Origin of the sequence: Kaistella sp. PBT33-4 (assembly GCF_029194425.1) — a bacterium.
GTDB lineage: Bacteria > Bacteroidota > Bacteroidia > Flavobacteriales > Weeksellaceae > Marnyiella.
The window spans coordinates 460,343-485,631 of record NZ_JARFYL010000004.1 but is presented as its reverse complement, the minus strand read 5'-3'; the positions used below and the strand labels follow the sequence as shown (position 1 = coordinate 485,631).

At 41.1% G+C, this 25,289-nt stretch carries 21 protein-coding genes and 1 tRNA gene; 20 read left to right on the top strand and 2 right to left on the bottom strand.

Features of this window, described 5'->3' with window-relative positions; translation table 11 throughout:
* Positions 1-24: 24 nt before the first annotated feature.
* The 13 genes from P0M11_RS11080 (at position 25) to P0M11_RS11020 (ending at position 19,074) form a co-directional block, all read left to right on the top strand.
* Positions 25-1,479, top strand: a complete 1,455-nt coding sequence (locus P0M11_RS11080; RefSeq protein WP_275625715.1) for a SusD/RagB family nutrient-binding outer membrane lipoprotein — start codon at positions 25-27, stop codon at positions 1,477-1,479.
* Positions 1,476-2,225 carry a glycerophosphodiester phosphodiesterase family protein gene (locus P0M11_RS11075; RefSeq protein WP_275625714.1) on the top strand — a complete coding sequence of 250 codons (750 nt, stop codon included), beginning with the start codon at positions 1,476-1,478 and terminating at the stop codon, positions 2,223-2,225. Before P0M11_RS11080 ends, P0M11_RS11075 begins: the two co-directional genes overlap by 4 nt.
* A 4-nt stretch (positions 2,226-2,229) precedes the next feature.
* Complete coding sequence (locus P0M11_RS11070) at positions 2,230-3,816, top strand: calcineurin-like phosphoesterase family protein (RefSeq protein ID WP_275625713.1); 1,587 nt, start codon at positions 2,230-2,232, stop codon at positions 3,814-3,816.
* 121 nt (positions 3,817-3,937) lie between these two features.
* Positions 3,938-4,010: transfer RNA gene (locus P0M11_RS11065), tRNA-Met, on the top strand.
* A 1,313-nt stretch (positions 4,011-5,323) separates the two neighbouring features.
* Positions 5,324-5,851: a hypothetical protein gene (locus tag P0M11_RS11060; RefSeq protein ID WP_275625712.1), complete on the top strand. Its 528-nt coding sequence runs from the start codon at positions 5,324-5,326 to the stop codon at positions 5,849-5,851.
* Positions 5,852-6,606: 755 nt separating this feature from the next.
* Entirely contained in the window at positions 6,607-6,885 is a 279-nt protein-coding gene (locus P0M11_RS11055; RefSeq protein WP_275625711.1) for a hypothetical protein, read from the top strand.
* A 31-nt stretch (positions 6,886-6,916) separates the two neighbouring features.
* Entirely contained in the window at positions 6,917-7,222 is a 306-nt protein-coding gene (locus tag P0M11_RS11050; RefSeq protein WP_275625710.1) for a hypothetical protein, read from the top strand.
* Between the two features lie 82 nt (positions 7,223-7,304).
* A complete protein-coding gene (locus P0M11_RS11045) occupies positions 7,305-9,794 on the top strand; it encodes a type I restriction-modification system subunit M (protein ID WP_275625709.1) in 2,490 nt (829 codons plus the stop codon).
* Complete coding sequence (locus P0M11_RS11040) at positions 9,788-10,948, top strand: restriction endonuclease subunit S (RefSeq protein ID WP_275625708.1); 1,161 nt, start codon at positions 9,788-9,790, stop codon at positions 10,946-10,948. Before P0M11_RS11045 ends, P0M11_RS11040 begins: the two co-directional genes overlap by 7 nt.
* 13 nt (positions 10,949-10,961) lie before the next feature.
* The gene (locus P0M11_RS11035; RefSeq protein ID WP_275625707.1) at positions 10,962-12,782 is read left to right on the top strand and encodes a DUF262 domain-containing protein; all 1,821 of its coding nucleotides are present in this window, start codon (positions 10,962-10,964) and stop codon (positions 12,780-12,782) included.
* Positions 12,769-15,336: a DUF262 domain-containing protein gene (locus P0M11_RS11030; protein WP_275625706.1), complete on the top strand. Its 2,568-nt coding sequence runs from the start codon at positions 12,769-12,771 to the stop codon at positions 15,334-15,336. Before P0M11_RS11035 ends, P0M11_RS11030 begins: the two co-directional genes overlap by 14 nt.
* Entirely contained in the window at positions 15,329-18,379 is a 3,051-nt protein-coding gene (locus tag P0M11_RS11025) for an HsdR family type I site-specific deoxyribonuclease (RefSeq protein ID WP_275625705.1), read from the top strand. Before P0M11_RS11030 ends, P0M11_RS11025 begins: the two co-directional genes overlap by 8 nt.
* Positions 18,379-19,074 carry a SprT family zinc-dependent metalloprotease gene (locus P0M11_RS11020; protein ID WP_275625704.1) on the top strand — a complete coding sequence of 232 codons (696 nt, stop codon included), beginning with the start codon at positions 18,379-18,381 and terminating at the stop codon, positions 19,072-19,074. Before P0M11_RS11025 ends, P0M11_RS11020 begins: the two co-directional genes overlap by 1 nt.
* 52 nt (positions 19,075-19,126) lie before the next feature.
* On the opposite strand, the gene P0M11_RS11015 is transcribed toward P0M11_RS11020, so the two are convergent.
* Positions 19,127-19,675, bottom strand: a complete 549-nt coding sequence (locus P0M11_RS11015; RefSeq protein WP_275625703.1) for a WG repeat-containing protein — start codon at positions 19,673-19,675, stop codon at positions 19,127-19,129.
* Between the two features lie 320 nt (positions 19,676-19,995).
* Between P0M11_RS11015 and P0M11_RS11010 the strand changes: the two genes are divergently transcribed.
* From P0M11_RS11010 to P0M11_RS10980, 7 genes are all read left to right on the top strand, one after another.
* The gene (locus tag P0M11_RS11010) at positions 19,996-20,397 is read left to right on the top strand and encodes a hypothetical protein (RefSeq protein ID WP_275625702.1); all 402 of its coding nucleotides are present in this window, start codon (positions 19,996-19,998) and stop codon (positions 20,395-20,397) included.
* A 7-nt stretch (positions 20,398-20,404) separates the two neighbouring features.
* Positions 20,405-21,124, top strand: a complete 720-nt coding sequence (locus P0M11_RS11005; protein ID WP_275625701.1) for a hypothetical protein — start codon at positions 20,405-20,407, stop codon at positions 21,122-21,124.
* A gap of 45 nt (positions 21,125-21,169) precedes the next feature.
* Positions 21,170-21,721, top strand: a complete 552-nt coding sequence (locus tag P0M11_RS11000) for a hypothetical protein (RefSeq protein ID WP_275625700.1) — start codon at positions 21,170-21,172, stop codon at positions 21,719-21,721.
* A gap of 27 nt (positions 21,722-21,748) precedes the next feature.
* Positions 21,749-22,087: a hypothetical protein gene (locus P0M11_RS10995; protein ID WP_275625699.1), complete on the top strand. Its 339-nt coding sequence runs from the start codon at positions 21,749-21,751 to the stop codon at positions 22,085-22,087.
* Positions 22,088-22,341: 254 nt separating this feature from the next.
* Positions 22,342-22,515, top strand: coding sequence for a hypothetical protein (locus P0M11_RS10990; RefSeq protein WP_275625698.1), 174 nt, complete (start codon positions 22,342-22,344; stop codon positions 22,513-22,515).
* A gap of 210 nt (positions 22,516-22,725) precedes the next feature.
* On the top strand, positions 22,726-23,658 hold the full coding sequence (locus tag P0M11_RS10985; protein ID WP_275625697.1) for a WYL domain-containing protein: 933 nt from the start codon (positions 22,726-22,728) through the stop codon (positions 23,656-23,658).
* 56 nt (positions 23,659-23,714) lie between these two features.
* A complete protein-coding gene (locus P0M11_RS10980) occupies positions 23,715-24,629 on the top strand; it encodes a WG repeat-containing protein (protein ID WP_275625696.1) in 915 nt (304 codons plus the stop codon).
* A gap of 5 nt (positions 24,630-24,634) precedes the next feature.
* Here the strand turns inward: P0M11_RS10980 and P0M11_RS10975 are convergent, their stop codons facing one another.
* Positions 24,635-25,162: a DNA-3-methyladenine glycosylase gene (locus P0M11_RS10975; protein WP_275625695.1), complete on the bottom strand. Its 528-nt coding sequence runs from the start codon at positions 25,160-25,162 to the stop codon at positions 24,635-24,637.
* Between the last annotated feature and the right edge of the window lie 127 nt (positions 25,163-25,289).

The following is a 25,289-nucleotide window of genomic DNA, read 5'->3' as shown; positions in this document are numbered from 1 at the left end:
ATCAACATAAACAAACAGATTATTATGAAACGCATCATTATAAAGGGGAGCCTTCTCCTGTGCTCAGTATTTGTGTTCAACTCCTGCGGCCGCTCTTTTGAGGAAATCAATACGGACACAAGTAAGATTATCAACCCCACCGCCGGCAGCCTGCTGGCTCCCATACAGTATGACATGGCCACCTATGGTTATAACCGCGCAGATGATTTCACCTTCCAGATTATGCAGGTAGCCATACCTTTTCCAAACGAGGGCAACACTGTGAGCAGGTACTACCTGACCGAAGGCACCGGCGCCGGCTACTGGAACACGAGTTATAAATGGCTGAAGCAGGTTAAGGAAATGCACAACTTTGCTGTTGCTGAAGATCAGAAGAACTACCAGGCCATTGCTTTGGTGCTGAATGCCTTTATTTACGCCAATCTGACAGATGCCTTCGGGGATATCCCTTTTTCAGAAGCCCTGCGGCTCGAGGAAAATCTGGACCGTCCAAAATTCGACAGTCAAAAGGATATTTATTTAAGTCTTCTGGCTGACCTGAAGGCAGCAAACGCACTGTTTGATACCACCAAACCTCTTGCTGAAACAGATCTTTTTTACCGTGGTGAAGCTTCTGCAGGAAATATGGTGAAGTGGAAAAAATTTGCGAATTCACTGTCGCTGCGGCTGCTGAACAGAATTCAGAAACGTAACGGCGAGGTAAATGTGTACGCCAGGATTCAGGAAATCGTGAACGATCCTGCTACCTATCCAATCTTCCAGAATGCTGCGGATGGTGTTGTACTTGATATTTCCGGCGTTGCGCCGTTCACTGCCCCCATTGCCAGACCTCAGGACTTTACCGCTTACCGGGCTGCAGGAGAACTTTTTGTTAATATCCTTAAAGATAACGGTGACCCAAGACTGAGCCAGTTCTTTACCCAGGCGAAAAGTCTGGCCTCACCAAACCCCAATATAGGTTATTTTGGAGCCCCTGCAGGTTATGCTCCCGGAACGTTATTTAACTATCAGCCTTCCAATATGAACCAGAATTTGGCAAAAGCTCCAATGAAAATCCTGGTTTATCCTTACTCAGAACTGCAGTTTACCCTGGCCGAATTTGCGCAGAAGGGAATTATAGCCGGCAATGCCCAGACCTTCTACGAAAATGGTGTTAAAGGCACACTGGAGCAATGGGGAGCTACGGTTCCTGCCAATTATTTTGCCAATCCAAAGGTGGCTTACAACGGCACGCTGGAACAGATTATGACCCAGAAGTATATCGCGCTTTTCTTTGTGGACCACCAGCAGTGGTATGAACAGCGGCGCACAGGTTATCCCGTTATGCCCAACAACGGTGGATTACTGAATAATAGCCAAATGCCTCAGCGGATGATGTATCCCACCAATCCGAGGATAATGAATACGCAGAACTATAATGCAGCGGTGGCGGCCATGGGCGGAGATGATATTAATGTGAAAATGTGGTGGAACAAATGACAAAATATGTAATCTTACTGATGATGTTAACCGCTGAACTGATGAGTGCACAAACACGGATTATTGCCCACCGTGGTTTCTTCCAATCCAATCCGCCAACCGCTGAAAATTCGCTGCAGGCTTTGAAAAATGCGCAGGCTATAAAAGTGTACGGATCTGAGTTTGACGTCAGAATGACAGCCGATGGAATCCTGGTAGTGAATCATGATGAGCACCATGCCGGTATGGAAGTTTCGGAAAATGCATTGGCATCCTTGAGGACCCATAAGTTGACGAATGGTGAAGAACTTCCTACCCTGAAGCAATACCTGGCAATAGGAAGACGCACGCCCGGGATGAAACTTATTGTGGAACTGAAACCTGCCAAATCAAAGCAACTTGAACATATAATTGTGGAAAAGGCCCTGAAACTGGTATCAGAAACGAAAACTGAAAATCAGGTGGAATTCATTTCATTCAGCCTTAATATCTGCCGTGAAATAAAAAAGCGGCAACACGCTTACCCGGTGCATTACCTGAACGGAGATCTGTCACCCCAACAGCTTAAAGACGAACATCTGGACGGTCTTGATTATCATTATAAGGTCCTGCTGGAAAGACATCCCGAATGGATTGGCGAAGCACGTAAACTGGGACTTCTGACCAACAGCTGGACGGTAAACGATACTGAAACTTATAAAAAACTACAGGTGATGGGAATTGATTTCGTAACCACCAATATTCCTGACCAACTAAACAATCTTTAAAAACATGAATGTAAAAATATCGGCATTATGCCTCTTCATTTCCTCGTTTGCAATTGCCCAAAGTGCCATTTCAGGTTGGGTGTACGAGGATTCCAACGGAAACTCAGTGAAAGAAAAGCGCGAAAAAGGCGTAGCAAATGTGGCAGTATCCAATGGGGTGGAAGTGGTACTTACAGATAAGAACGGCCGTTACACCTTGCCGCTTTACGGACACCACACGGTTTTTGTGATCAAGCCTGAAGGTTACCGTACAAAGGTTGATGCCAACAATCTGCCTCAATTTTATTATCACCACAAACCAAAAGGTTCTCCTGCCACTTTCAAATATAAAGGAACTTCGCCTACCGGGAAACCTGCATCAGATCTAAATTTTCCGCTGTACAAAAATGCCGAAAGCAAAGATTTTCAGATCCTGGTATTTGGTGATCCGCAACCCTACAACCTTAAGGAAATTGATTATTTCCGAAGAGGGATCATCAATGAGGTTAAGAACAACCGCAGAAACGCAGTTTTCGGTATCAGTCTGGGCGATCTGGTGGGCGATGATCTGTCGCTGCATCAGCCTTATATAAAAGCTGTAAAAGAAATTGGCTTGCCATGGTACAATGTCATTGGGAATCATGATATGAATTTTGATGCAGTGGAAGATCATCTTTCGGATGAGACTTTTGAAGAGAATTTCGGACCTGCCAACTATGCATTTAACTACGGCAATGTTCACTTCATGGTCCTGGATGATATTCTGTACCCGGACCCTCGCGATGGCAAAGGTTACTGGGGAGGCTTCAGGGAAGATCAGCTTAAATTCATCGAAAACAGTCTCAAACATGTTCCAAAGAATAAACTGGTCGTTTTGGCCTTTCATATTCAGATGATGCCCGAACGCGAAGGTGACGATCACTTCAGACTTTCAGACCGTAAAAAGCTTTTTGATTTACTTAAGCCTTTTGAGAACGTATTAATGATGTCGGCACATACCCATAAGCAGACCCAGATTTTCTATGGAAAAGGAGAAGGCTGGGAAGGCGCGTCAAACCTGCATGAGTACAATGTGGGTACTACTTCCGGTGACTGGTATTCGGGCACGGTTGATTCCAGCGGCGTTCCGGCGTCGGTTATGCGAGACGGTACCTATCGTGGTTACTCCTTTATTGACTTCAAAGACAATAAGTACAGTATACAGTATAAAGCCGCGGGCATGCCGGAAGAGTTTCAAATTAAACTGTATGTACCTCAGGTAATTGCAAGCCGCAGGAACTCTGCCCGAATTGTGGCTAATTTCTTCATGGGCAGCAAAAATGACGTAGTGGAATTCCGTGTGGACGGAGGCGACTGGAAACCACTGAGCTATACAGAGAGCCTGGATCCTTCATTTTTACAGTCTGTAATGAAATGGGATTCTACAAATGAACTTTTACAGGGCAGGAGGCCTTCCAATGCGGAGGAATCCAAGCATATCTGGTCCGCACCGTTCCCCGCAAAACTGCCACTGGGTGTCCACAAACTGCAGGTAAGAGCTACTGACCGATACGGAAAGGTTCATACCGCAGAACAGAACTTTGAGGTGAAGGAGCCGAATCCGGTTCCATAATTTCAAATTTTTTCTTAGTTTTTCTTTCGGGGCCGGCTGATCTGTTTCAGCCGGCTTTTTATGCAGAAATAGGATTAACATTTGGCAAACTCACTTTTTTGTCATATATTTGCAGTCATATCGCGGGGTAGAGCAGTAGGTAGCTCGTCGGGCTCATAACCCGGAGGTCGCACGTTCGAGTCGTGTCCCCGCTACTAAGCAAGAGAATCACAATAGTGGTTCTCTTTTTTTGTAGCATGTGGAGGGCTCCTATTCGCCGCGGCGAACGCACGTTCGAGTCGTGTCCCCGCTACTAAGCAGAGAGAATCACAGAGGTGGTTCTCTTTTTTTGTAGCCAGTGGAGGGCTCTTATTCGCCGCGGCGAACGCACGTTCGAGTCGTGTCCCCGCTACTAGACAAAGAGAATCACAGAGGTGGTTCTCTTTCTTGGGGATCCAGGATAGCAGACGTCAGACGTCAGATGTCAGACATCAGACAGTTTATCGCCGTAAGTTGGTGGTTAGAAGGTTAGGAGGTTAGGTGCATGTGTAGCAGGGTGTTTGAGTGTTTGAGTATTTGAGTTTTTGAGGCAGGATGTTAGATATCAGATATCAGATATCAGATGTCAGATGTCAGACTGCAGAAGGATAGAAGGTTATGAAGAGACCAATCAAAATAATCCTGGATGCAAAATTCAAAATTCGGTTCTCGGCCTCGCCGCACCTGCTTAACCACAAAAATCACGAAGAATTCAGAAAGAGCACAAAGTAGTAATTCAAAATTTAAAATTCAACATCCATAATTCATGATCTCCGTGCCCTCTGTGCATCCTCTGTGTCCCTGTGGTTAGCAAAGAGCCAGAGTTTAGACGTGAGATGCAAAATGTCAGACATCTGACAGTTTATCGCCGTAAGTTGGTGGAAGGTTAGGAGGTTAGGTGCATATGTACTAGGGTGTTTAAGTGTTTGAGTTTTTGAGGCAGGATGTTAGATATTAGATGTCAGATGTCAGACTCCAGAAGGATAGAAGGTTATGAAGAGACCAATTAAAATAATACTGAATCCAAAATGCAGTTCTGCCTCGCCGCACATGCTTAACCACAAAGGTCACGAAGAATTCAGAAAGAGCACAAAGTAGTAATTCAAAATTTAACATCCATATTCCATGATCTCCGAGCCCTCTGTGCATCCTCCGTATCTCCGTGGTTAGGAAAAAGCCACGATTTTAGACGTCAGATATCAGACTGTACACTGTTTACAATAGTAAGGTTTAACAGTTCAGGAATTGGCATCTGCGCATCCTCTAAAACTTAACGATTTTACACCTTTGCAGAACATCGTAATTTGCAGTTCATGATCGTGGTAATTCGAAAAGGACAGAATTGGGCCATAAATCAACATCCTTGATTTCTTAATATTGTAAACACCACCAAGCAGCTAAATTGCTTATGTTAAACGTCGCATCCTGTCGTGACGGACATATATTTTTGTTATAATAATATTTAAACAAAAAGAGTTAAGAAGTTAGAATGAAGAAAACACTTTTATACATCCACGGTTATGGATCTGACCGTAATTCACGTAAGTTCCTGGACTTAAAGAATTATTTTGGCGCAGAATATAACTGCCACTGTTTAGAATGGAAGGTGGAATCCGATATTGAGCATCTTCTACGACTGGCTCTTAGGACGTGTGAAAAAATCAGTCGGCTAGTTATCATAGGCGATTCTACCGGCGCTAACCTGGCCTATCAGCTGCGGGAGATGCGCAGTGTGCCTGAGGATAAACTCATCCTGCTCAGCCCGTTGCTGGATGTTTCTACCCGTTTAAGGAATATTCCGTTTCCAATAGCATTTGAGAAGCAACTTATTAAAATTATTAATCCTGAAAAGTGCTTGATAATCGCTGCGCGTGAGGATGAGGTAATTGACCAAACGGTCATCTTTCACCAAAAAGATACACAGTTTGTGCTGCATGAGGTTAAAGATGGACACCGCCTGGAAAAGTTTACGGAATATTTACCGCTAATCAGAGATTACATCAACAGTATGAATTGATATTAAATAACGAACTAATCATATGAATTACAATTTTATTAAGGATGTATCCTGCCCCCGACGCCAAGTCAATCACCAATCACCAGACACTAGATTTCAGATATCAGATATCAGATGTCAGAACGTTAGTAGTTTGTGAATAGACCAATTAAAATAATCCTGAATGCAAAATGCAGTTCTCTGCTTCGTCACACCTGCTTAACCACAACGGTCACATGGAATTGAGAAAGAACTCAACGCTGTAATTCAAAATTCAAAATTCAAATTCAACATCCATAATTCATGATCTTAGTGTCCTCTGTGCATGCTCCGTGTCTCTGTGGTTAGGAATGAGCCAGATTTTAGACGTGAGATGTCAGATGTCAGACAGTGATTATGGTTTATCGCCGTAAGTTGGGTGGTTAAAAGGTTAGGAGTTAAAAGGTTAAAAGGTTAGGATGTTATAAGTTGACTGTCCATAAATCCAAAATCCAAAATCCATAATTCAACATCCATAATCCTTAATCCATAATCCATGATTCATGATCTCCGTGCCCTCTGTGCATCCTCCGTATCTCTGTGGTTAACTAGAGCCAGGAGCCAGGATTTGTCCATCAGTCAAACTTAACCGTCACAATTTGTCTTTGTGTCCTCATATCTTTGTACAGTACGTCATGGAAAATGCGCTGAGCAGGGAAATAACTCAATCTTTACTCCTTACTGTTTTCCAGCTGGCTGATTTTAATTAGATTTGTTAAAAACACAAAATAACCAGGATGAAACCGGAAATTTACTACGGCGGCGATTTTACTGTAGATCTCTCCCAGATCAAAGCCATCAAAAAAGATTACGACACCCTAACCCTCATCTTTGAATTGAAAACCCGCGCCGAGTTCGGGATCAATCCTTTTACTGAAACCCAAGAAATGATTCTGATTTCTGAAACGCCGGTTTCTACGATGCCCTACAGCAGTACCGACTCCATGAATGCTTATTATGACGAAGTGGTGGAGGCCTGGAAAGAGTATCTGATTGAAAGTGCGCAGCAGCGTTAGCACAACTGAAAGAAATAAAATATAAAATATCATGGAACATTGGGAAGTATATCAGGACGAACTGGATCGGTACCGGGAAGAATTAGATAATGACAATTATGAGGTACAGGAGGATGTCCTCGGTCTGGAAATGAAGTTGATTGAAAAAATCCAGCTGTATCATGAATCAGAAGATGCCGCGCCGTATGAAAAAGTGCTTCGTGAATTGAAGGCTCTGAAACAGGAATTTGATTTCTATGATGAAGAAGGCGAACTGGACATGATGTTTCCCAATCGCCATGATGATGGTTTTGATGAAGACAGCATGAGCGCCAGCAGTTTTTTCGGGGATGACTGAGTCCTGCAACGCTCTGTTCAATATTATTTACACATGACAAAATACGGTCAACAACGACCGATAAAAAAATCACCACCCTTTAATGGCCATTAAAAAATCAGAATTATACAGCTCCCTGTGGGCTTCCTGTGATGAACTCCGCGGCGGTATGGACGCCTCCCAATACAAAGATTATGTACTCACGATGCTTTTCGTGAAGTATATTTCCGATAAATATAAAAACGATCCTTATGGTGCCATTACGGTTCCGGAAGGTGCCTCGTTCGATGACATGGTCGCCCTCATCGGCAATCCCGAAATCGGCGATAAGATCAACAAGCAAATCCTGAACCCGATCAAGGAAGCCAATAAGCTTAACGAATTCCCCGACTTTAACGATGAGTCGAAACTCGGCAAAGGAAAAGACCTTGTGGATACGGTTTCGAACCTGGTGAGGATCTTCAATGATCCAAGTCTGGACTTTTCTGCCAATTCTGCTGAAGGCGACGATATCCTCGGAGATGCCTACGAATATCTGATGCGTCATTTCGCTACGGAATCCGGCAAGTCCAAAGGGCAGTTTTATACGCCGGCGGAAGTGTCGCGTGTTTTAGCGAAAGTCATCGGCATTACGCCGCAGAATTCCACTCACCAGACCATGGCGTATGACCCGACCTGCGGCTCGGGATCGCTGCTGCTGAAGGTGATGAACGAAGCCGGAAAGAACATCGACCTCTACGGTCAGGAGAAGGAAACCACGACCGCCAACCTAGCGCACATGAACATGATTCTGCACGGCGCGGAAACAGCAACCATTATTGCCGACAATACATTGTCTAGGCCTTTCTACAAAGAAACCGACGGCAGCCTGAAGAAATTCGATTATGTGGTGGCCAATCCGCCTTTCTCGCTGAAAAGCTGGAGCAACGGCATAAATCCCGACAGCGATGAGTTCAACCGTTTTGCGCTGGGGGTGCCGCCGGAAAAGAACGGCGACTATGCCTTCCTGCTGCACATCATCCAGTCGTTGAAATCAACAGGAAAAGCCGCAGTGGTTCTGCCGCACGGCGTCCTCTTCCGCGGAAATGCCGAAGGCGAGATCCGTAAGAACATCCTGAAGAAAGGCTATATCAAAGGCATTATCGGTTTGCCGGCCAACCTCTTTTACGGCACGGGCATTCCGGCCTGTATTATCGTGCTCGATAAAGACCATGCCGCACACCGCAAAGGCATCTTTATGGTGGATGCGAGCAAAGGTTTTGTGAAAGACGGTAACAAGAACCGGCTGCGCGAACAGGATATCCGCAGGATTACGGATGTCTTTACCCAACAGCTGGAGGAACCCAAATACAGCCGCATGGTCTCGATGAGCGAAATTGCGGATGCCAAAAATGATTACAACCTCAACATCCCGCGCTATATCGATACGCAGGAAGCCGAGGACTTCCAGAATATCGAAGCCCACCTGCAGGGCGGTATTCCGCTGGCAGATATTGAAGTCCTGAAAGATTACTGGCAGGTCTTCCCGAATCTTAATAAAACCCTCTTTTCGCCTTTGCGCGAAGGTTTTGTAGAACTTCAGGTACCGTCTCAGGAACTCAGACAGCGCATCTTTGAACATCCTGAATTTGTCGCTTTTAATATGGCGGTGCAAAAGGATTTCGATCAATGGCTGAGCGCGCAAAAGAAAATCTGGCATGAACTTGCGGAGGGCAGTCATCCCAAAGAAGTCATAGACGGCGCCAGTGCCGCTCTGCTTGAAAGCTTTAAGGACAATGCCCTGATCGATGCCTACGACCTGTACCAGCACCTGATGCAGTATTGGAACGAGGTGATGCAGGACGATGTATATTCGGTAGCGATGGACGGCTGGAAGGCCGGTAACGAATACCAGCGCCTCGTGATTAAAGGAAAATCCGACAAGAACGGCAAGGCCAAAGCCGATAAGGAAGTCGCCGGACTTGCCGGACTGGAAGGCCGGATGATCAGTCCGCAGCTGTTGATCTCGGTTTACTTTCAGGCTGAGCAGGCGGAAATTACCGCGCTGGAGCAGGCGGTGGAAAATGCCAAAGCCAGAATTGCCGAAATTGAGGAAGAGCAGAATACCGAGGACGGTCTGTTTGCCGACCTCGAAAAAGTAAACGCGGCGGAAGTAGGTAAACTGCTGAAAGTCCTGAAAGGCGATAAAAAGTCCGGCAAAGCCAGCGCGCTGGCCATGGTGGCTGAAGACGCACCGGAATACGGCACCGATGCCACCGAAGTGCTGGAAGATTATCTGGAGCAGGACAGAGTGGCCAAAGAAGCCGCGAGACAGATCAAGGAGCAGCTTGCCGCACTGGAAAAAGCCGTGGAGGCCCAATATCCGGCTTTAAGTGAAGCGGAAATTAAGGAACTTGTGATTACGCATAAATGGCAGGCTCACCTGCAGCAAGCATTGCAGCAAGAGCAGGAACGCATCAGCCAGAATTTGACGCAGCGCATTAAGGAGCTGGCCGAGCGCTATGCCACGCAGCTGAGCAAGCTGGAAGATGAGGTACAGGAAGCCGCTGCGAAAGTGAACGCACACCTTCAAAAAATGGGATTGATATGGTAAGGGACATGAAGCAGACGGAGATTGGGTGGATTCCGGAGGATTGGGAGGTTGTTACACTACAGCAGATCTCTAAAATTACCCGTTTAGCCGGTTATGAGTATTCTACCTATTGGAAAGAACAAATAAATGGTGAAATCATCGGCTTGCGAGGATTTAATATCGGTAAAAATAGAATTATACATAGAGAGTTTAGTTATATCTCTGATAAATTATCAAAAAAGCTAATTAGGTCAAGATTATTCTGCAATGACATCATCTATCCCTGTGTAGGAACTATAGGAAATGCAGCTGTAATAACTGAAAATGATAGGTATCACATTCAGCAAAACATTGCTAAAATAACTCCACAAATTTTATCCGTATATCCTTTTTATTTATCACATTATTTGATGAGTGATTTTGGATTGAGGGAAGTTGAGAAATTCAATGGGTCATCTAGTCAACCGAATGTACTAGTTGGCAGTTTAAGACAATACAATATTATTCTTCCGCCCCTTCCCGAGCAGGAGGCCATTGCCGGGGCTTTAAGTGATGCCGATGCGTGGATTGAAAGCCTGGAACAGCTGATGGCCAAAAAACGTCTCATCAAACAAGGTGCGATGCAAACCTTACTCACACCTAAGGATGATTGGGAAGTGAAAAAGTTGGGGGATAGAAGTATAATTTATACTGGTAAAAAAAATAATCAAGACAAAAGTGAAAATGGAAAATATCCATTTTTTGTAAGGTCACAAACTGTTGAGAAAATTAATTCATATTCATTTAATGGAGAAGCAATTTTAATTCCAGGTGAAGGTAATTTGGGAAGTATTGTTCATTACATAAATGGGAAGTTTGATTTCCATCAACGAGTTTATAAAATAAGTGATTTCGTAGGGCTGAATGGTAAATATTTATACTTCTATTTTAGAATGTATTTTGGTAATCACGCTATGCAAAACACAGTAAAGGCGACGGTTGATTCAATTAGGCTTCCAACGTTAGAAGAATTTATTATAAAATTTCCCTCCCTTTCCGAGCAAGAGCGTATTGCAACAATACTATCGGATATGGATGCAGAAATAGAAACCTTAGAACAAAAACTAATAAAAGCCAAACAAATAAAACAAGGCTTAATGCAAGAGCTACTTACAGGTAGAATACGATTAGTGTAAACACAACTGTATAATGAATGAAAATTTAAAATCGATAGAAGAATTATTAGACTTCAATTTTAGAATAGATGCTTACCAAAGAGGCTATAGATGGGATACAGCCCAAGTCTATAGCCTTCTTACGGATATAGATGAGTTTACGCCTGATTTTCAGTCGTTTTATTGCTTACAACCTTTAGTTATAAGAAAAATTGACGATACAACGTATGAATTAATTGACGGGCAACAAAGAACGACTACCATATCGTTGATTCTAATGTTTTTTAAGTCTAAAAGCTATCAATTATTATATACTACCAGAAATACAGAAGATAATGGTATTAATTCATTCATAGAGCGTATTCCTACATTGCCAATTCCTGAATTTAGTATTCCAGCAGGAATAGATAGTTTTGGAGAAATAGATAACATAATATTTAACTTTTGGAAAGAAAATATTATAGTTGATTCTCCAGAAATCAATACGGTAGATAATTTCTATTTCTACAAGAATTATGTTGTTATTAGCAATTGGTTCAGTCAATTAGATGCAGGAGCAATAGAGCTATTTAAGCACAAACTATATCACCAAACGAAAGTAATTTGGTATGTTGAAGATAATGCATCTGATGAGAAACAAATTATAGAAAAGTTTATCAATTTTAACGAAGGTAAAATTGAACTTGAACAAGCAGAACTAATTAAAGCTTTATTCGTATTAGATATTGCTAAAACACCCAATGCGGTTCAACGTCAGTATGAAGAAAATCAATTTGCAGACGATTGGAATCTTATTGAACATCAAATGAGCGACCAGAAGTTTTGGCAATTTGTTACGAGCAACAAAAATGATGAAAATCTAGCCAATAAGATAAACTTGCTATTTCAGTTACATAATGGTTTCGGCAAAAGTGAAGATAAATTCTACAACTACCGAAAGTACGAAAACGCATTTAAAAACAATGTAGAATCGAACAAACCAGATTGGGCTAATATCACTCAACTGTATAATAATTTAGAAGAATGGTTTTTTGACCGTACATCGTACCATTTAATAGGAACTATTATTCATTTGACAGATTTTAATATATCTAAGGTTTTAGAAATAGCTAACAAATCCAGTACTAAAAAAGTTTTTAGAAATAAATTAAGAGGTCTTATATCTGATGAGTTTTCTAAGGAAAAATATGACCTTGAAAAAATAAAATACAATGATAGTACTGTATTCAAAATGCTTTTTCTTTACAATATTGCCCATACAGAAACTGAAGATTTAGAAACCTTCTTCCCATTTTATCGCTTTTATGAAACTAAGAGCTGGAATATCGAACATATCCTTGCAAAAAATGATGATGGATTAGATTCTTTTGAGGAATTCAATAACTTCTATTTGGATATTCAAAACTTAATGAATGTATCTACAGATGAAGATATAAATCAGGAAAATAAGAGAATTATTTTGGAGTTACTTGAAGAATTAAAGTTGCTAATAACAGAAAATAAAAAAGGAGATTGTAAAAGGAAAATTAAAGAAATCAATGATAAAATTGTTGAATTTTTTAATGTTGATGATTTCAATAATTTATGTCTGTTAGACCAATCAACTAATATCAAATTGGGCAAAAAGCCATTCAGAAGAAAAAGAGATATTATTCTTGAATTAGATGAGGAGATTAAAATAGATGCGGATGCATATATACCTATAGGAACAAAAAATGTTTTCCTAAAAAAATCAACAAATTCTAGTGCATTTCAAATTGATTATTGGAGTATTAGAGATAGAGAATTGTATCTAAAAATGGTAAAAAGTACGATTACAAATCTTTTAAAATTGGAACAAGATGAATCTAACTAAATCATTTCATGACATTATCAGTGAGCATGTTGTTGAGGTTCCGATAATACAAAGAGAATATGCACAAGGCAGAAAAACAGAGAAAGTAAAATCAATTAGAAAACGATTTGTAAAAGATCTTGTAAAATCTGTTATAGATAATCGAGAAATACACTTAGGTTTTGTTTATGGTAAAATTGAGGGAAAGGAAAATTTAAGACGCAAAGTATTAAATCGAGAAGCAGTAAATTCTATACTAGAAGCTGTTAAGTTTTATGCTAATAATTTAGAATTAAAAATTAATGCCAATATTGAAGAAGTTACAACGGATAATTCCAGTCAAACTATTCTGAAATTTATACCATTAGACGGACAACAAAGGCTTACTACGTTATACATTCTTTATTGGTATTTATATTTTAAAGGAGCAAAAACGAGTAGTTTAAATTGGTTACAGCATTTTAAATACACGAATAGAAAATCTGCATTAGCTTTTTGTAATGAACTAACAGATGTTGCTACAATTAATATTCTGAGGGATAAGCTAAAGAAAAACCCAAAATCAAACATTAAAGAGCTTATTACTAATTCTAGTTTCTATTTAAAAAAATGGAATAAGGATGCTACTGTAAGTGGAATGTTAGAAATGCTTTTTTCGATAGAAAAAGAATTTCTAACTCATTCATATTTAGATTTTTCTAATCTGGATATAGATAATTTGCTTTTTAAATTTGATTTTATGGATTTAGATTCATTGAATCAAACGGATGAGTTATATGTGAAAATGAATTCCAGAGGGAAACAATTGTCAGACTATGAGCATTTTAAATCTTGGTTGCAAGAAAAACATAATAATGCAATAGATTCAAATTGGTTTGAGTCGTTTTGGAAAAGATTAGATACAGATTGGTTAAACTATTTCTGGCGTAAAGTAAATGTAGATTTTAATGCACTAGATGATTATTACTATAATTACATCAAGAATTTGGCTCTTATGTATTGTCTATCGAATAATTCAGAGATTCCTTTTGACAATTTTAAAGATTTATATAGTCAAATCAGAAATACTGAAATCTATGATAACAAGAAAATATCTTATATCCCATTAGAAAATTTCATTATAAAATGGGAAAAAGAAGGTGAAGAAAAAGAATTTTTCTTGTTTAATGAAGATACACTTCGATTCATTGAAAAGACGTTTAATTCATTACTATTTTTAGAAAAAGACAATAATTATAAGGAATTAGGACTTGAGCAAATAATCTGTAAACCATTTATTGACACCGATATATCAGATTTGTTTTTAAAAGACATCACTTTTACACCGTCATTATGGAATACAGTATTTTACTATGCTTTTATCATTTTTATAAATGATAGAGAACATACCAATTACTCAAATGATGCGTTAAAACAATGGTTGCGTTATACAAGGAATTCTATATATAACACCTATATACAGAGTCCAGAGAATTATAATAGTGCTTTAAAACAGCTTAAAAATCTTGAACCTTACAAATTTAACATTGGTCAAGCTATACTTAGTAATGAGGTTGAAAATGTATTTTTTGAAAATACTCAATTTGAAGAAGAGAAAATTAAATTGGATTTATTAGGCGATAATGATTGGCAAGAGCCAATAATTGAAGCTGAAAATCATCCATATCTTTTCGGGCAAATTAAATTTTTATTAGATTTCTCTAAGGATGAATCAAGCAACTATGTATTAGAGGATTTTATTAAATACAGTCAAGCTGTCTCCATTTTATACAAAAAAGAAATAAGACAGCATTCAAATAAGATATTAGAGCGATTCCTTTTATGTCAAGATTTTTATCTACCCTATTATAAATCCGACTATATTTTCTGTAGTGGTTCTTTAGGAGGATTGAGGACTAAAAATGAAAACTGGAGACTGTTTTTTAAAGGAGATAAAGTTAATGTTCTAAAAGAATCTATAGATAAGTTAGAAAGTAAGGATATTACAGTCGAGCTTTTAGAAAATTATATTAGCAATCACTTAAATACAGAAAACTTAAAAGAATCCAATTATAAATATTTATTTCTCAAGTATCCTAAAGCAATTGAATATTGTAAAGAAACTGCGATAAGATGGAATTCAGAGAATGATATACGATTGTTAAAAGGTTTTCCTATAACTGCTTATCATAGTGAGTTAAGAACATATTGTTTTTTTCTTGAAAATAAGAAGATAGAGGCTACGAATGATAATCGAATTTCCCCAGTGAAATATCATCCATTTACTAAATTTTGGTATTTTGTAGATAAAAATACCGATGGACATCCTGGTTTTTATTTAGGCGGTTTTACTCTGACTGAAAAAGAGTATCGATTAGATGTAAGATACTCTAAAAGTAAAGAGGAATTTGAGTTGTGTTTTTACCATAATGCAGATGAAAAAGAATATAGAAATGCAGATATTGATTTGAGTCATTTGAATTTTGTTTTTGACCAAAAGCACAAGCATTTTTTTAAATCTGTGTTATTTGAAGAGATACATGTCGAATTACTAAATTTATGTTCAGAACTTAATAAGTTGAAAAATAATGATTAACCCTATCGAACGCAATACTCAAAATCGTATCATTCAATTGTTTCAAGAGCAATTGGAGTACACCTATTATGGCAATTGGGAGAAGCGTGAACATAATAGTAACGTAGAGGCGGATATTTTGAAAAAGAATCTACTAAAACGAGAGTATTCGGAAACCTTAGCCAATAAAGCGGTGAAGGAATTGACGGATTTGGCTACTACGCATATGGGTAATTTATACCATCGTAATAAAACCTTTTATGAAACCATTCGCTATGGTGTGAAAGCCCGACCCGAATTGGGTGAACAATTTGATACTATTTTTCCGATTGATTGGAAAGATTACCGAAATAATGATTTTGGTATTGCAGAAGAAGTAACTTTGACAAAAGGCGAGCATACCCGCCGTCCGGATATTGTGCTCTACGTCAACGGGATTGCAATGGGCGTGCTGGAACTTAAACGAGGCACAACTGATGTCGCGGAAAGTGTGAACCAATCCATCTCCAACCAGAAACTGCTGTTCAACGAGTGGTTTTATACCACGGTGCAGCTCATTATGGCCGGAAACAATACCCAAGGTCTGCGTTACGGTACGATTGAGACGCAGGCAAAATACTACCTCACCTGGAAAGAAGATGAAGACGATAACGAAGGCTATAAACTGGACAAATACCTGAAAAAACTTTGTGATAAAGAAAGACTCACCGACCTGATCTATAACGGGGTGGTCTTTGACGCAGGGGTTAAAAAGTTGCCGCGACCCCACCAGTATTTCGGGCTGAAGGCAGCGCAGGATTTTGTAAAAAGAAAAGAAGGCGGTATTATCTGGCATACCCAGGGTTCCGGCAAATCTCTGATGATGGTGATGCTCGGCAAGTGGATTCTGGAGAATGTGCCGAACTCGCGCATCGTGATCCTGACCGACCGTACCGAACTCGATGATCAGATTGAACGCGTCTTCAAGGATGTGGGCGAAACCGATGTGGCAAAAACCAAATCAGGCAGGGAACTCCTGCAGTTTCTGACTTCATCCCGTCCGCGGTTGGTGTGTTCCCTCATCCACAAATTCGGGAACCGCAATGAAACGGATTTCGATGCCTTTATCAAAGAACTGCAGGATAATCCGGTGCAGACGCAGGGTGAGATTTTTGTCTTCATCGATGAATGTCACCGTACCCAAAGCGGCAAGCTGAATCAGGTGATGAAAGCGGTACTGCACAATGCAGTTTTCATCGGTTTTACCGGAACGCCGCTGCTGAAGCAGGACAAAAAGACTACGATGGAAGTCTTCGGCAGATACATCCATACCTATAAATTTAACGAAGCGGTGGAAGACGGCGTGGTGAAAGACCTGATGTATGAAGGCCGGTCCATCGAACAGAACCTGACTTCCCAGACAAAGGTGGACCAATGGTTCGAAGCCAAGACGGCCGGACTCAACGATTTCCAGAAAAATGAGCTTAAGAAAAAATGGGGCACCATGCAGCATGTCCTCAGTTCAAAAAGCCGGATGGAGAAAATCGTGGCGGATATCCTCATGGACTTCACCACAAAACCCAGGCTGAAATCACAGATGGGAAATGCCATTCTGGTGGCGTCGAGCATTTATGAAGCGTGTAAATATTACAACCTTTTCCTGAATACAGAACTCAAGAACCGCTGCGCCATCATCACTTCCTATAACCCCAATGCCGGTGATGTTTCGCTCGAAGATACGGGTGCCGACAGTGAAACCGACCGCGAGTATATTTACAATACCTACACTGAACTGCTGAAAAATGTGAGTCAAAGCGGGAACAAATCGAAGACAGAAACCTATGAATCGGAAAGCAAGGAGCAGTTCAGGAAAGAGCCTGCGCGCATGAAACTGCTGATCGTGGTATCCAAACTGCTGACCGGATTTGATGCGCCGCCATGTTCGTATATCTACATCGACAAGAAGATGCAGGAACATACGCTGTTTCAGGCCATCTGCCGTGTAAACCGGCTGGATACCGAGGACAAGGATTATGGGTATATCGTGGATTATATGGAACTTTTTGGTAATGTGACCGATGCGATTAATGTATATACTTCAGAACTGGATTCTGAAGGTTTTACCAAAGATGAGGTGGAAGTGCAGTTGAAAGACCGCCTTAAGATCGCTACCGACCGTCTGATGACGGCGCTTGAAACAGTGGAGAGTATCTGCGAAAACATTTCACCGCCAAAAAGTGATCTGGAATATATCCATTATTTCTGCGGAAACACAGAGAATCCGCATGACCTGAAAGCCAACGAATATAAACGCATGGCGCTGTACAAAGCCATTGTGGAATACATCCGCGCTTACGCCGGATTAAAAGCTGATTTTGCAAATACTTCATTCAGCGATGCGGAGATCAAACGATTCCATCAGAAAATGGAGGATTACCTCAGTTTGCGGGAGATCATCAGGAAAGCCAGTGGCGAAACCATCGACCTTAAGGCGTATGAGGCTGATATGCGTTTTCTGATTGACACCTACATCAGGGCGGAAGAATCGGAAAACATCTCACCTTTTGAAGATATTTCGCTGTTGGATCTGATCGAAACCAATATGGATAAAGCCATTGACACTTTGCCGCCGGGGATAAAAGGAAGTCGCGAAGCCGTCGCAGAAACCATTGAAAATAATGTGCGGAGTAAGATTGTTGAAGAGCACCTTCTGGATCCAAAATATTTTGACCAGATGTCAGTACTTTTGCAGGAGCTCATCGAACGCCGAAAAGCGGAAACCATATCCTATCAGGAATACCTCAAAGAAATGGCGGAACTTATCCGTCAGGTGAATCAGGGGAAACATGACGATATACCAACTTCCATCAACACGAAAGGTAAGGTGGCCTTATATCACACACTTGAAAACGAAGAGCTGGCGTTGGTCTGTGACCGTGCGGTTCAGTATGCCAAGCAGGAAGGCTTCCGCGAAAACCTTGCCAAGCAAAAACTCGTAAAGAAAGCGATTTTTGAGGTCGTGAACGATGCAACCAAAGTGGAGGAAATCTACAAAATCATTGACGCCCACAAAGAAGATTACTGATGAAGACCGAGCTGCTGCAGATTGGTTCCGTAGAAATTGAGGTGAAATTTAAACCAATCAAGAACCTTCACCTGAGTATTCATCCACCTTATGGTCATGTGACCATCTCATCGCCGGAGATCTATGATCTGGAGAAGGTGAAGATCTATGCAGCCACCAAACTGGGTTGGATTAAGAAAGAGCAGAAAAAATTTTTGACCCAGGATCGCGAAGAGCCGCGCGATTTTATCACGCAGGAAAGTCATTTCTTTTTCGGAAACCGTTATCTTCTTAAACTCATTCCAGCCACACGGAATAAGGTTGAACTTAAGGGAAAGAAGCTGTTTCTGTATACTAAGGATCCTGATAACGCATCATTAAACAGAAAAACACTCTATGCTTTTTACCGCCGTGAACTGCGCAGTAAAATTGCAGAGTACACGGCCCGGTATAGCTATCAGATGGAATTGAATATTCCCGAATTTAAAATCCGCACCATGAAAACCAAGTGGGGCAGCTGCGCCACCGATTCCGGAAGACTTTGGTTTAACATTGAGCTAGCGAAGAAGCCATTGGAATGCCTTGAATACATAGTGGTTCACGAAATGGTACATCTGATGGAGCGTAATCACAATAAGCGTTTCGTGCTGTTGATGGATCAGTATTATCCAAACTGGCAGCTGCAGAAAAAGGTGCTGAATGAGCTGCCATTGTAATTTTTCTGCTCAGTAAATATATCCCATGATAATTTAAGTCCATGATGCATCCTCACAGCTTCAGCCATTCCCGTAAGGGTTTTCTTTTATTAAGGAGATAAAGTACGGTGTCGCTGAAGGTGGGTTTGACGGATAGACTAAAAGGAATAATAATATTTCCTGAGCTGTCAGTCACTCCAAAACACGGTCTGCCGCACTTTATAACTGAAACTGCAAAATAGTCTAAGCCCAAATAGTTACCACTATGAAATTCCGGTGTTATCACCATCATGCCGTTACGGTTGATGAATCCCCAGGACTTTCCACTGGTACTTACGGCAGCGAATTCCAGGTTGTAAGGCTCCACGCGCTGGAAACTGTGTGACCCAATCTGGCGGTTTTTGAAGTTGTAGAGGCGCCAGCGGTTTTCTGTTTTGCCCCAGAAGTGCTGGTCAAAAGCCGGTTTAATCGCATCATACAACGGGAAAATGATTATTTCGTACCGGTGTGACTGTATTCCTAGACGCCCCTGTTTACTGAAGATATAGAATTTACCATAAAGTTTTTCACCTAGAATATGAAAGTAAATGGTCCGACCTGTTTGATTAATATAGTAATTCACTTTTTTAAGCTAAAGTAAATTTTGAGAAAGCCAAACCGGGACGTTTGAGGTGTAAAAAGTTATTAGGCGCCAATCCTCAGAAACAAGGAAATATCGATATTGACACGCAAACAGTCGTAATTTGTCTGTGCGCTATCGCAAATTTGTAGGATTAAGAACACAACTATGAAAAGTAAATTAGCCCGGGCATTATGCACTATCTCAGAAAAACTTAGGCTTAAATGTGCAACATTGCCAAGAATCCGGTGTTTTCTGAAAAAAACCAACAGTGGTATTGATCACCCTATCTGCAATAGTTTCGGATTTTAAATGCTGACTTGATGTACGATCCTAAACTGTTTGAAAATAAAAACTTTCTTCTGAAGAACCTTTTAGAAGTTAACCGACTGGAAAGAGAAAGATATGATGCCTATAATGCTCATGATTATGGTAAAATAAGAAGTCTGAGTAAGGAACTAGAGCTGGTTGCGGAAGAAACTTTAAATTTGATTGAACTGCAGAAGCAGTTGGAGCTTGAAGAAAAGGTGAAATGGAAGTTTGCTGCCTTAATCGAATATGTATATTTGAAAAAGGAAGAAAAAGAGGACTCCTCAGTTTTTGAAACTTTACTACAAGGAATTTTGGCGGTTATCCAGCGCGAAAAAAAAGAACTTTTGCTATCGAAAGACCGGGAAAATTATTTTGCATTGGAGTCACTCGAGCAACGCTTACTAAAAAAATAAATAATTTATGAATACAGATTATATCAGAGATGAGCAGCAAAAGATTATTGATGAAATAAATAATATCAAGTGGGATAACCATGATATCAAACCTATTTCTGATGGTATTGTTGATATTGAAAGCTATCTGAATGCTGACCTAAAAATAATGTGGATTAACAAAGAGGTAAACAGCACAGAGGAAGATGCAGATTGGAACCTGCGCGACGTTTTGTCAGTATTACGTACGGACGATGGAGTTGTAAAAGGATGGGCTGGTACTTTTAATCCGATCATTTATACTGTTTACGGTATTCTCAATGATAAAAACTGGAAGGATATTCCCGATACTTGGGTAGCGCCCGAAATAATAGACTGTCTGAAACAGATTGCATATGTTAATGTAAAAAAAATACCTGGAGGAGCAGTAGCAAGCAAACAGGATTTAAATTCTTTTTATAAGGAATTCGAATCTATCCTGGAAAGACAAATTACTTTGTTTAACCCCGATATTATTATATGCGGAAGTACGTATGGAATCATTGAAGACACCCTTTACAGAATCTACGATGAAAAGAGGAAATTAAAATTTAAAATTGATAATTCAGACAAAAGAACTGTTTTTTTCAAAAACAAGGAAGTCCTTATTGTTGATGCCCTACATCCAAATTCCAGAATGAACAAACAGGATTATTGTGATGGGATTATTAACGGGGTTTTACAATGGAAAATGAAAAGATTCAATTAGGTTTTTAATGGCTGATTTTCATTTAATTTATTCAAGCGTTTTCTTATGAGTACTGACAGCGACTACCTCTCCTTTTCAGATCTGCAGACCTGGATCCAACAGGAATCCCTTTTGAGTAAGACCAAAGCCACTTATATGAAGGCTTTCAGGGCGGCGGTAGAGAAAGTGTTCTCTTTGCTTTGTAAAGAACATCTCCTGGCCGGACTGTGGGTCATGGAAAGCCGCTTTGGGGGAATGGGCGGGACCTACAATCCGGTTTTTTGGTGGCGGCTTAGCATGGTGGAAAACGATTCGTTGCGGATTCAGTTTGAGGTAGGAGACGGCCTTTTACTGGTTATGGGGACTTCAAATCGCGCCAATATCCATGAAACCGCATTTCCAATAAGTGAATTTTTCACGCCTGAAGCGGGATGGTACAGAGCGGCGGATTGTGCCATGCGAAACGCATATCCTTATGGTAGTCAGGAAGAAATGGCAAATGCTGCGACAGAAATCTGGCTGCTCGGAAATAATGCTGAAAAATTTGCTGGCCTGCTGATCCAAACAGTTAAGCCTTTTCTCACTGATGAAAGGGTCATCAAGCTTTTCAGATCATAAAAGAAAAATATCCTGAGTCACACCAAAATGCAGAGAATCCTGAAATCAACCAAAACTGAACAGGTCATTTCCACTTCACTGGCATCCTATCTGGAAAAGCAGTATGACCTTTACCCTCATGACCTGGAGGTAGCTATGCTTGAGGCAATATGGACAGAAAGTGAAGATGCACCTGCGTTGACTGAGTCTTTCCTGCAGCAATTCTATAAACTCAGGTACTCGCAGGAGATGCCGGCAAAGGACCTTGCTGAACTCGCTTGTTATTTTATCGGGTTTGTTCGGAAAACCCCAAAAGACCGGCTGTTAAAGTTTTTCGCCTATACGCTGGAAAGTAAGATAAAGGAGGTTAATCACAGAACGCTGTAATGATACCAACGGGAGGTGATTTCATTTCTTGTCCCAGCCGACTTAACCTTGTCAGGGTTTCGAACCCTGACAAGGTTTATTTTAGAAAGGTATTATGGGCAAAGCTGCTAATCAGCGTCACGGTATTGCGGGGTGTGCATTTCAGTAATTTCTTGAAAAACCACCAGGCAGCAAACCAAGCGAAGTCTGTTAAATAATGTTTAAAACCGTCCTCTCCAGGCGTTGTCTGAATCTACTTTTACAAAAAAAACAAAATGAACAAACTGATTTCACATTTCTTTGAGAAGGTGCCTGAGGACGAACCTACATGCGCGCGGGAGTATTCAGTTGGCGAAAAGATATTGAGGACTTTTTATAAGAGTCTGATGATTGCCATTCCGGTTAGTTTTATACTGTTGGTTACTTCAGTTCTGGTTGCGGCTCTGTAGTTAGTTAGAAAGTACAAGGGAAAACACAAAAGCAAATAGGCATCCGCCGCTGTCGGCAGAAATCACTCCCAGTTGGAATGCACAGAGCTTAAAGCATAGTCCGTATAGCCAGAACAAAGGCAAAAGTAAAAAAAAAGGCAAAAGTATAAAGTTAACCGTCGTAAAATGTCGTTTTGCTTCTGTATATTTACCGCTTAATTATCACAGATTATGGCAAAGAATGAACAGATCCTGAGACTTAAACTGATTGAAGTCCTGCTCAGGGAGCGTAAGGAAAATGGTGCGTCCTACGACGAAATTGAAAAATACCTGGAAAAACAGTTTGCCTCCAAGGACCTGGGTTCGGAACTGAGGTTCAGCAAAAAAACTTTTGAACGCGACAAGAAAGCCATTTCCGAAATTATGGGATTTGAGATTTCGTATTCCAGAAAGAACAATGTGTACTTCATCGGTGATGAGGAACTGGAGCAGTCGCAGGACAGTGTTTTCGATAATCTGCTGCTGGTGCAGGCGTACCGCGAGACCCGTGACCGCAGCGACATTATGTTTTTTGAGGACCGGAAGTCCAGGGGTCTGCAGCACCTGCATGGCCTTGTGCACGCCATTATGAACCGGCGGCTGATCAGCCTGAGCTATCAGAGTTTTTCTGAATCGGAGGGAAAAGACAGGGTGCTGGAACCTTACGCGCTTAAGGAATTCCGTTACCGCTGGTATCTCTTGGCCCGCGACTCCGACAAAAATGATTCAGCGCAACCCAATGGCATTGTTAAGGCCTATGGCTTGGACCGTATCTCCGGTCTTGAGATAAAGAAAACCACTTTCCAGAGGACCGGTTTTGACGTAAAGGAGGAATACCGCAATCTTTTTGGCATTATTTCGCCAAATGATCATAAACTGGAGGAAATTGTGCTGAGTTTTGATGCCCATCAGGGTCAGTACATCAAGTCTTTGCCCCTGCATCATTCGCAGGAAATTATTAAGGATGATGAATCCGAACTCCGCATCCGTCTCAAGCTGTATCCCACCTACGATTTCAAACAGGAAATCCTGTCCTACGGCAACCGCGTTTGCGTAATAAGCCCGGCCACTTTTCGAAATGAGGTTAAAAAAGAAATTCAGGAGATGCTTGCGTTTTATGAGTAATCATCCTCACGATGAGTAAAGATTTATAGTTTAATCCATTTTTAAAGATAATTCAAATGATGAAAAAAATATATCCTTGGGAAGTCAATGATTTCTCAAGCCCAGGCGATGAGGTGCCACATCACACAGAATGGGACAAGGTAACCGATTTTGATGAGGAAGGCTACGGCTGGGTGAGTACCGATAGTGGCTGGGGCTTCGTCAACCGCGATGGATATCTCGTTATTCCGGATGAATATGATCTGACTTTTTATCCGCACTTCCAAAACGGTCTTTGCAGGGCGATCAAAAACGGGAAATATGGTATTTTTGACCGTGATAATAATGCGGTAATACCTTTTATTTATGATACAGTGTTCGGAGATTTTGACAAAAGTGATCCTGTTTTGGCGGCATCCCTAAACGGGAAATGGGGTTTAATGGATTTAAGGCAAAACGAAATACTGCCTTTCGTATATGATATTATTACTGGCTTTAATGATCATCACATTGCTGTCCGATTAGGCGAGTACTTCGGAGTGGTTGATTACGGGCAAAATACGGTAATGAATTTTAAATGGGATTATCTTCATCTTCTGGATGGTAATTTTTCCGTTGGAAAGGCGCTTGAGATTTATTTTGATAAAGATAAAATAGATTCTCTGGGGAGTTACAGTTCTGAAAATTATAAGGATGTAGGACACTGCTACCAGAAAATAAAGTATGGCATCATCAACAGGGACGGAAAAGTGATTTATCCTTTTATATCTGATTCACCCATACAGGTATTCAATCCCGCCAGCGGGCGTGCAAAAATCTCTTTGAATCACTTTGAAAATCCTGCTGCAGACGTTGACTACCTTAGTTTTGTAGCCGATATGGAAGGTAACCGAATACCGTTCGATCCACCTATAAAAGAGGAGGAGTGGATTGATACTTTCCACAAAAGCTGTCATGAACTCATTTGGGGCAAAGGCACCTGGCCATATTAATCACCTCAGCTAATTCCCGGCTCCAGCACAAACCGCCACGGCATATTCTTCCAGATCTCACCGGCATAATCTACCCCGATACGCGGACCCGTGCTCACACATCCTGCCTTTACAGTATCTTCAATCCACAGCCGTTCCGAAGTGGCCAGGTCTTCGCCATAAAAGCTTTTATCGAGTTCCAGAAGGTTGCCAATCCGCCCCGGTCCGCTTACGGTACTCAGCCCCCGGATCAGCACGGCCTCAGGCTGCCCGGCTTTGCCGGTAACGATGTTCAGCAGCCAATAGCGTCCATAAATAAGGTAAACATACACATACCCACCGTCGCCAAACATAATTTCGGTGCGTGGAGTCCGGCCCTTGCTGGCATGGCTCGCCAGATCATCGCTGCCGGCATAGGCTTCTGTTTCCGTAATGATCGCACGCAGCTCCCGTCCGTCCGGGAATTTGCGGACCAGCGTTTTTCCTAGAAGCGACTTCGCCAGATAAACCGCATCAGATTTTTGAAAAAAGGCCTTAGAAATGCGTTGTGCCATCTGACAGAATTTAAGAAAGCATTAAATGAGATTGAAATTCACCTTAAAGGCTCAAATTGTATACCCTTAATTTATCAAACGAAATTTTTCAAGTCCTTACCTGCGTTTGATTAACAAAAAAACCGCT